Annotated in this window: 10 protein-coding genes; 8 read left to right on the forward strand and 2 right to left on the reverse strand. The window is 68.9% G+C overall.

The genetic code is table 11. The annotated features are described in order from the left end of the window. The first annotated feature begins 1,119 nt into the window (after positions 1–1,119). From JWP64_RS08655 to JWP64_RS31450, 7 genes are all read left to right on the forward strand, one after another. On the forward strand, positions 1,120–1,533 hold the full coding sequence (locus tag JWP64_RS08655) for a cupredoxin family copper-binding protein (protein ID WP_297494289.1): 414 nt from the start codon (positions 1,120–1,122) through the stop codon (positions 1,531–1,533). A gap of 163 nt (positions 1,534–1,696) precedes the next feature. Then, positions 1,697–2,518, forward strand: a complete 822-nt coding sequence (locus JWP64_RS08660) for an alpha/beta hydrolase (RefSeq protein WP_297494291.1) — start codon at positions 1,697–1,699, stop codon at positions 2,516–2,518. A 447-nt stretch (positions 2,519–2,965) separates the two neighbouring features. After that, positions 2,966–3,682: an IS3 family transposase gene (locus JWP64_RS08665; RefSeq protein WP_297494294.1), complete on the forward strand. Its 717-nt coding sequence runs from the start codon at positions 2,966–2,968 to the stop codon at positions 3,680–3,682. Beyond that, on the forward strand, positions 3,628–4,077 hold the full coding sequence (locus JWP64_RS08670) for a cupin domain-containing protein (protein ID WP_297494297.1): 450 nt from the start codon (positions 3,628–3,630) through the stop codon (positions 4,075–4,077). The genes JWP64_RS08665 and JWP64_RS08670 overlap by 55 nt, the downstream gene beginning before the upstream one ends. A gap of 312 nt (positions 4,078–4,389) precedes the next feature. After that, positions 4,390–4,575, forward strand: coding sequence for a hypothetical protein (locus JWP64_RS08675; RefSeq protein ID WP_297494299.1), 186 nt, complete (start codon positions 4,390–4,392; stop codon positions 4,573–4,575). 528 nt (positions 4,576–5,103) lie between these two features. Then, entirely contained in the window at positions 5,104–5,385 is a 282-nt protein-coding gene (locus JWP64_RS08680) for a hypothetical protein (RefSeq protein WP_297494301.1), read from the forward strand. Positions 5,386–5,766: 381 nt separating this feature from the next. Then, the gene (locus JWP64_RS31450) at positions 5,767–6,027 is read left to right on the forward strand and encodes a helix-turn-helix domain-containing protein (protein WP_366889622.1); all 261 of its coding nucleotides are present in this window, start codon (positions 5,767–5,769) and stop codon (positions 6,025–6,027) included. 105 nt (positions 6,028–6,132) lie between these two features. On the opposite strand, the gene JWP64_RS08685 is transcribed toward JWP64_RS31450, so the two are convergent. Further along, the gene (locus JWP64_RS08685) at positions 6,133–6,492 is read right to left on the reverse strand and encodes a MerR family transcriptional regulator (protein ID WP_297494303.1); all 360 of its coding nucleotides are present in this window, start codon (positions 6,490–6,492) and stop codon (positions 6,133–6,135) included. A gap of 1,283 nt (positions 6,493–7,775) precedes the next feature. On the opposite strand from JWP64_RS08685, the gene JWP64_RS08690 reads away from it, so the two are divergent. After that, positions 7,776–8,336 carry a hypothetical protein gene (locus JWP64_RS08690; RefSeq protein WP_297494305.1) on the forward strand — a complete coding sequence of 187 codons (561 nt, stop codon included), beginning with the start codon at positions 7,776–7,778 and terminating at the stop codon, positions 8,334–8,336. On the opposite strand, the gene JWP64_RS08695 is transcribed toward JWP64_RS08690, so the two are convergent. Next, positions 8,314–8,795, reverse strand: a 482-nt coding sequence (locus tag JWP64_RS08695) for a PP2C family protein-serine/threonine phosphatase (protein ID WP_297494308.1), incomplete at its 5' end; no start/stop codon positions are given. The two genes, JWP64_RS08690 and JWP64_RS08695, sit on opposite strands and share 23 nt — an antisense overlap.

Genomic DNA, 8,795 nt, shown 5'->3' on the forward strand with positions numbered 1-8,795 from the left:
CCCTCCTGCACCTGTCGATCCGCGACGACGGCGTCGGCGGCGCCGATCCCGCCGCAGGTTCGGGTCTGATCGGGCTGCGCGACCGGGTACAGGCCCTGGGCGGGACGATCGAGGTCAGCAGCCGCCCCGGGGACGGGACGGCGATCCTCGTCGAGCTCCCGCTGCAGCCCCACTGACCCCTCGAACCGCCGCGCGACCCCGGGGCGGCGGCCGTGAAACCGGCTGGCCTCCGGGGGTGGGGAGTTCCGGCCCTTCGGATCGATTCGCCCTGACCCACCGGCTTCAGACCCGCCAAGTCAGGACGGGCAGCGATCGTGCCCGAGCCGTCGCCTGTGAACGGGACCTTGGCCAACCGCGCGTGGAACGGGTGGCGGCGGTTCTGATCGAGACCGACCGAGGCCCCTAAGAACCAATCGATCGCAATGCACGTGCTCATTAACCCGGAGGTCTTCGATCACCGTCGGCGTTCTGGACGAATTGGGTCGGTTCAGGCGTTTCAGTCGCCGTAGGCGGTGCAGGACAGCAATCGCGTGTTGTCGCTGAGCCGTCCACGAGGGGCGCCCATTCACCCCCCTCGGGTGAGGTCTGCAGGCCGGGGTGATGGCTAACGTCGCGGGCGATACACGCGGAGTGGAGCCGACGGCGAGGAGGACCAGATGATCTGGGCATTGCTGGCGGCGGCGAACAAGCGCGATCCGCCCATCAGCTCGGTGGTCCTGCTCGTGCTGGCGGCCGGCGCTGTCCCGGGCACAGCCTTCTACCTCGCGCTTCGCGCCCGACAACGGCACGGCCGGGACGGGCACGGACGCACCCCTCTGGGCCGATCTCGCCAACGCCACGATGGCGGTGTTGTCGCTGCAGGCGGCTGTCGGCGTTGTTCGGCGCCGGCGGCCTGAAGGTGGCCGTGCTCGCGATCGTTCCGATCGTGCTGCTGGTCCCACCCGCCCTCGGCGGGACCCGAACGTTGCTGTGCCGGCTTCGAACACCGCAGGCCGGCGCGCCGTCCCACGCGACGCCGTAACCCGGCTTCCGGCGACCGTCCTAAGCAACGGGACACGGCGACGACCGGTGCGGCCGCCGCCACGGCACCCATTCGGAAGCGCGGACAGGAAGGTAGTAATGAGATCCTGCGCACGTACCAGCACGTACCTCGGCACGCTGTCGGCCGCGGTCGCCCTGGCCACGCTCGCCGCCTGCGGCGGGCCGCCAGCCGCCCCGGTCGTGGCACCGCCGGCCGAGCACCCGATGTCCATGCCGGCACCGGCGGCCACTGCGGCCGTGCAGCCGGTCGCGGCCAGCACCGTGACGATCGCGAACTTCGCATTCTCGCCGGCGGCCGTCACCGTCCCGGCCGGCACCACGCTGACCTGGACGAACAACGACTCCGCCCCGCACGACATCTCCGGCGAGCCCCTTCACTCGCCCACCCTGAGCCGGGGTCAAACCTGGAGCTACACGTTCTCGAAGGCCGGGACGTACGGCTACATCTGCTCGATCCACCCGAACATGACCGGATCGGTCACAGTCACCTGAACGAGGATCCGCCGCCGCCCGAACCCGGCGGCATGCCCGCCGCCAGACCGAAAGCATTGACGGTCAATCCCTCTGGCAGACCGTGGCATTGAAGGCCAGCCTGATGCAGTTCCAGGCTCACCCGATCTCACGGTCGACCCCGAACTCTGGACAGGAGTGGGCCATGCCCACGGTCATCACCAAGGACGGCACGGAAATCTTCTACAAGGACTGGGGCACCGGTCAGCCCGTTGTCTTCAGCCATGGCTGGCCACTCACCGCCGACGCGTGGGACGGCTCGGCCAACTTCGTCGCCTCGCACGGCTTCCGGGCGATAGCCCATGACCGACGCGGGGGCGGCCGATCGAGCCAGCCGTGGTACGGCAACGACCTGGACCACTACGCCGACGACCTCGCCGCGGTGATCGAAGCGCTCGACCTCACCGACATCGTGCTCGTCGGACACTCCACCGGCGGCGGCGAGGTCACCCGCTACATCGGCAGACACGGCACAGCCCGAGTCGCCAAAGCGGTGTTGCTCGGCGCGATCCCACCACTGATGCTCAAGACCGAAGCCAACCCCGAAGGCCTGCCACGCGAGCCGTTCGACCAGATCCGGAACGGGCTGCTCGCCGACAGGTCGCAGTTCTACCGCGACCTCGCTGTCCCGTTCTACGGCGCCAACAGGGACGGATCGAATGTCTCACAAGGAGCCCGGGATGCGTTCTGGCTGATGTCGATGACCGTCGGAATCAAGGGCGCCTACGACTGCATCAAGGCCTTCTCCGAAACAGACCTGACCGAGGACCTCAAGAAGATGGACGTCCCCACACTCGTCCTGCACGGCGACGACGACCAGATCGTGCCGATCGGGGCCTCGGCCCTGAAGTCGTCGAAAATCCTGCCGAACGCAAGACTGAAGATCTACCCGGGTGCTCCGCACGGGCTGACCGGTGCCCACGAGCAGGAGTTCAACAGAGATCTGCTCGCCTTCCTCACCAGCTGACCCGTCAGCGACGACTTGAGTCTCGAGGGGCGCTCTTCGCCCGGGGCCGGCCGATCGGGACCATGGCGGCGACCTCAACCGGCTGGCTGGCGCGTGCTCACCAACCGCGACGCCGTCTTCCCGGTGCGGGTGGTGTGGGTCTGCCAACACCGCGATCCGCCCGGCCCCTCTACCAGCGACGAACCTCCGCTCACCATCCTCCACGGACGATGATGTTCCCCCGGCTCGGCGGACTCGGTGATGTTCCCCCGGTTCGACGGACTCGGCCGTTGAGAGACTGCGGTTCGATGGCTGCCGAAGGAGGCGCTCGTCGTGCCCAAGCCTTACCCACCGGAGTTCCGCCGCCGCGCCCTGGACGTTCTCACCTCGGGACGAACGGTTCGTGACGTCGCCGCGTCGTCGGGGATCGCCGAATCCTGACTGCATCGCTGGAAGTCCCTGGTCTTGATGGACCGTGGCCTGAAGAGCCCCACGCCCGAAGCCGTCGAGTCCGCCGCACTCGCCGTGGCGCAACGACGGATCGCTGAGCTCGAGGACGAGGTCAAGATCCTGCGTAAAGCAGCCGCCGCGGTCGAGGAGGTGGTGCTCCCAAAAGTGCGCTACGGCCTCGTCGCCGAGCTCGCGGCTGAGGGCGTCCTCGTCAAACGAGCCTGCCTCGCGCTCGGAGTGTCCCGGTCCGGCTACTACGACGCGCGGGTCCGGCCCCCGTCGGCCAGAGCGATCCGACACGCGTGGCTGACCGACCAGATCGGGGCGGTGCACGAGGCGTCCCGGCAGACCTACGGCGTTCCGCGAATCCACGCCGAACTGGTCCACGGTCAGGGCATCGTGGTCGGACACAACACCATCGCCCTACTCATGGCGCGCGCCGGCCTGGCCGGGCTGCCCCTGCGCCGACGAGCCAAACGCGTCCCACCCGCCAGAACCGTCACCGACCTGGTCAAACGCGACTTCCGGCGCAACGGCCCCAACCAGCTGTGGGTCACCGACATCACCGAGCACCCCACCCGTGAGGGCAAGCTCTACTGCTGCGTCGTGCTCGACACCACTCTCCGTCGGTGGTTCGATTCCGTCGCCCCACCACACCGAGTCTCCAGAGGAGGACAACGATGGTCATCGTCAATGGCGCGGGGGCTGGTGATGCCTGGAGTGCGGGCGGCGTGAGCTTCCGAGTTCTCGCGGACGGCGACGCGGTCGATGGGCGCTGGGGCACGGTGGAGTGCACACTCCCGCCGGGATGGGGCGGGCCGCCTCAACACCTTCACCGCGAGCATGACGAGAGCTTCTTCGTCCTGACTGGCGCCGTGAGGTTCACCAGTGGGAGCGAAAGGAACCTCGCCACCCCGGGCACCCTGGTCACCGCACCGATCGGTGTTCCGCACACGTTCGGCAATGCCGACGACCAGGTCCCGGCGAGCCTTCTCTGCACCGTCACGCCCGAGCGGTACATCGACTACTTCAAGCAGCTCGCCATGCTGCGCCCCGGGCCTGACGGACGACTCGACCCTGCCGACATTCTTGCCCTGATGAGCCGATACGGCACCGAGCCCTATCCTTGATCCTCATCGGGATCGATGCCTGCCCTGGCTGAGCGTCGGCCGATCCGACGTGGTGATTCAGAGGCCGCCGGTGGCCAACGCGAGCACGTCCTCCCACGGCAGCCTCCGACCGTCCCGATAGATCGACTGGTAGGCGCGCTGTCTCCCAGCCGCTCGGCGGCCGAGGACGGGCCCCGCCGACGCGGCCGTCGACCGGCTGCCCCACGGCGCTCAGTACGTCGGTGCAGAGGACAGGATTCCGGTGTCAGTCAGCGGGTAGACCGATCATGACGGCGCCGTCGTCATCGGAGCCGCTGACGGGAAAGGCACCTCATGGTTGAGCACGGCGCAACGTACCGGCCCGGCGAGATCGTGCCGGCCAGCGGCATCTACCAGTGTGAGAGCGGCTGCGGCCACCGGCATGAAAGCACCGACGTCAAGGGCCACCGATTCCCGCCGCTCCCCGCCGACTGCAAGGGCGCCCACTGGGTTCTCGAGCAGGCCACCCAGCACCGCTGAACCCGGTTCGAGGGTCGGCAGCCTCGTTCGAACCCGGGGCGTCCAACTCCACCTCCTCCACGGTGAAGGGGGCCGATCGTTCGTGGACCGCCGCTGCCCGCACCGGTCGCCTCCCATCCCGCCGCTCCAGTGCCGGTCCAACTCATCCTCGCGGAGAGCGCAGGCCAGTTCAACGTGCGCCCGCGTTCCGGCCCGCAGGCTTCGCAGTGCAGATGGACGAGCACCCTGCCGCTGCCCCTCGGTCTGGGTGCCGTCTCGGCGTGCCGTCAGGGGATCACCACCCCGCTGCACTCCCCTTGATCTCTGAGCGGTGTCGGGCCCGGGCGGAGCCCGGACTTCAGATTGTGCGATTTGGTACAGAAGAAACGGGTAGGAGTTCGCGGGAGTGCAGATGAGACAGCCTCGCGATGCGGGCACCCACACGCGGCCTCAGCATCGGGTCCGGCGTCGGGTGTCGATCGGAATGGCGATGGCAAGACGGCATGGTCCGTGATCCGCCACTGGCGTCTTGGACGGACGGAGTAGGACGTGGATGAGCAGGACTGGACCGGGCTTTGGGCGAGGGCACAGGCCAGTCACGATCGCGCTCGCGACCTTCGAGCTCGTTTGGCCTTCCTTGCCGCACAGATCGCCGATACCGAGGACGTCGTCGCCGCCACCTTCGAGCGCAGGGCCGAGGAGGGTTCCGAGCGCGCCACCGAGCTGCGTGCCAAGGCAGAGGCCGCACGGAGGTTCGCCGAGCTCGAGCGCCGCGAGTCCGTTCGCATTGCGCGAGCGCCCATCCGGCTCATCAGGGATAGACATGCCTGACTGTCGTCGTCGGGCTCGTAATCAGGCGCTCCTCGGGCCGCTGGGTTGGCGGGTGTCGCACCCGCCGGCCGCGAGCGAGCCCGGGGCATGGGCCAGGGCCTGTACCTGCCGCACGCGCTGCTCGGCGAGCAGAGGTGAGCGGGCGGCACCCGGCTCGGCGGCTGCCGAGCAAGGGCCCGACCTACGACTCTTCCCAAGATTTCTCCACCCGCCGCCACCGCGCGGATCGGTAGGTCTGCCGATACACGCCGTCCGCGCGGGCGAGGCGGCCTCGACCGGTTCGGAGCCGACGGCCCGGGCGGGTGCCGCGACGGCGCTGCGGCCGCAAGGCTCTCGCCATCGGCGCGTCGTAGCTATCGGAGGTGTTGATGGCGATCTCGCATGACGGGCGCTACAAGCCGATGCGGCCTGCAACCAGACCGGTGGCCCACCCGCGGCCGCCCAATCCGACGAGTTCATGGCATTGCTGGTGCGCACCCTGTCGAAATATCGCGGGCTTCGCGGCGACCTCACCCGCACCGCGGAATCCACCGCAGCACGGCTCGGTACCGCCTCTATCGCATCCGCCAACTCATCGGGGTCGACCCAGAAGACCCCAGATCCATCGAGCAGCTGCGCGACATCACGGGCCTGCATCCGTAACGGCGCCTCCGGACCCACCAGGCGGACCGGAGAAGGCCGAAACGGGAGCCCGCTCCTAGCACGGTCGTGTCGAACCGGCGCCTGCCTTCCTCCGTGCTTGCCAGATCATGATGAGCCGGAAGGGGTGGACACGCTGAGCTGGCCCGCCTGGTCGCGCTGGTTCAGCTCGGCGTTGATCTGCCGGGCTTCCTCGAGCTGATCTTCCAGGACGACGATGCGACACGCCGCGTCCAGGGCCGTGCCCTCGTCGGCCAGCGCCCGCACCCGCGCGGCCAACCGCAGCTGATAGCGGGAGTAACGACGATGTCCCCCCGCCGAGCGTTGCGGGACCAGCAGCTTCACCTCATCCAGGCTGCGCAGAAACCCGGGCGTGGCGCCGAGCATCTCCGCGGCACGGCCCATCGTGTAAGCGGGGTAATGCTCGTCGTCGAACTTGTCAGCCGCGGTTTGCGGGTCTCGGACCATTGCACCTCCACAGACGAGGGGCCCCGGCGCAGACTGCACCGGGGCCCCAGGGGTTAGCACTTCACACCATCAACCGACTAGAACGTCGGCCTTCTCGACCCGCAGAACCCTGAAACCAACTCCTGCGGGAAACGCATCCGCGTAATAACCGAGAATCACCTTCCGTTCTGACGAGGCAGTACCCACCCGGCCCACACGGCCGACAGCGGGTCTGACAGTGGCGCTGCTTTCCCTTCTCCTCAGTGTTGCTGTCTTGCTGGTGTTGCTGTCTTGCTGGTGGTGCTTCACGGGTAGTTACGTCATCTCCCGTGCTTCTGAGATCTTCTTCGCTTCGACGCGCACGAGACTACACACAGCTCTGAGCGAATGTCTACCGCGGGTGGGTGAGGTTTTCTTGGTCGAGGGAGGCGGTGGCGACTACCAGCCGTCCATGCCGTGCGCGGCGCGCTGCCGCGCCGAGACTTCCGCCCAGTACGCGGCCTTTGCCTGCCGGCGCGTGAGTTCGGCCCGGTCGGGGTCGGTGAGGGACTCGGCGTGCTCGAGGGGGCGTGGAGGTCGCAGAGGAAGATCCGGGCGCGGTGGGGTCGCTTGGGTCCGGTAGTACTTCATCGCGGCCGCGGTCACCTCGCCCTGGCATGGACTGGGTGCTCCGCCGCCGCTACCGCGCGCGCCGGCGCACCCGGAGTTCCCGGGGGTAGAGAATGTCGCCGAGGCGCAGCCGATGCAGCTCGGCGAGACGCGCGTCGCGGTCGTCGGGCATGAGGTCGTCGGGCATGTGGTCCCCCGCTGTGTGATCCGGATCGGTCTGCCACGGGGGAAAGCGCGACGCCGAGAATCGTAGAGCGGTCTCTGCGTTGCACGCGCGTGAGCGACGAACACCCCCACCGAGCCGAGACTGTCCGCTCCCGCATGTTGGCCGCCCCGATCTCCCCCGAGCGCCTCGAGGAGCACTTTGGCGCCGGTCGCGTGTTGCTTGATGGCGAACCCGTGGAGAGCCTCGAGGTGCTGGCGCCGCCCGGGACTCGGATTTACTTCGGGCCCGCCTGACCTGCCGGCGGCCAGGGGCCCTGTTCGGTCGCCGTCGTCTCGGTCCGCGGGCCGAGCTACCGCGGCGCGGCGGGCGTGGCCGGCCCTGCACCTTGTGATCAGCCGCGGCCCCGGCGGGGGTGTCACCCTGGGTCCATTGCCGACTACGGGCGAGGCCACGGTCGGTCCGCTGTCTCCCACCCATGGTGATCTGTCTATCGTCCCCGGATGGGTGCTCAACCGGCCGGCTTCGCGGGGTGGAGTTTCCGCTGCGCCCGATGATCGCGGTCAACGCCGATGGGCTCCCCGAGGCCCCGGGTGGGGGCTGGTCCTATGAGGCCAAGTTCGACGGCTTCCGCTGCCTCGCCCACCGGCGCGCCGATCGGGTTGCGCTGCAGTCTCGGCAGCCGCGCCCGCTCACCCGCTACTTCCCGGAGATCGTGGCCGCCCTCGAACAGCTCGACACCGATGTGGTGCTCGACGGGGAGCTGGTGCTGTGGCGGGAGGGCCGGCTGGACTTCGCCGGCCTGCAGCAGCGTGTCCACCCCGCCGATGCGCGGGCCCGGCAGCTCGCGCTGGGCAGCCCGGCCTCGTTCGTCGTGTTCGACCTCCTCGCCCTCGATCACCGCGACGTCCGGCCGCGGCCCTACGCCGCGCGCCGGGCCCTGCTCGAGGACCTCCTCGGGCGCCAGCTCCCGCACGGGCTGGTGCTGATGCCCGCGACGACGGATCCGGCCGTCGCCCGAGCCGACGCGTTCGCGACGTCCGCCCCTGCCGTTAGCCGACCTGCCCCGTTCAACGGGTACGGCCTTCGGTGATGTTGGCACCGTGGAAGCTGTCCCGGCCTCGGGGTGGTCCCCCGTGCCAGTCCAGACAGACGACCGTCGCGTCATCGCGCAGGTCACCGCCCGTCGCTCGCATCACCGCCTGGCCGAGGGTGTGGACGACCTCGCGGGGATGCAGATTGCCACTGTGCGCGAGCGCCTCGGGGACGTCGAGATGTGCCGCGTTGCGTTCCAACATGCCGTCGGTGACGAACACGACCCGGTCGCCGGGCTCGAGCAGGAAGTGCTGCAACCGGAACGACCTGCCCGGATAGAGACCGAACGGGATGTCGATGTCGAGTTCGATCTCGTCGACCTGGTTCTCTCGCAGGCGCAAGGGAAACGGATGACCGGCATTGACGATGGTCGTGCGACCGGTGCTCAGGTCGACGCACATGACTTGCCCGGTGACGAACTGCCCCGGCGAGGAGTGGGCGGCGAGCGCGTCGTTCG

Origin of the sequence: Pseudonocardia sp., assembly GCF_025465255.1 — a bacterium.
GTDB lineage: Bacteria > Actinomycetota > Actinomycetes > Mycobacteriales > Pseudonocardiaceae > Pseudonocardia.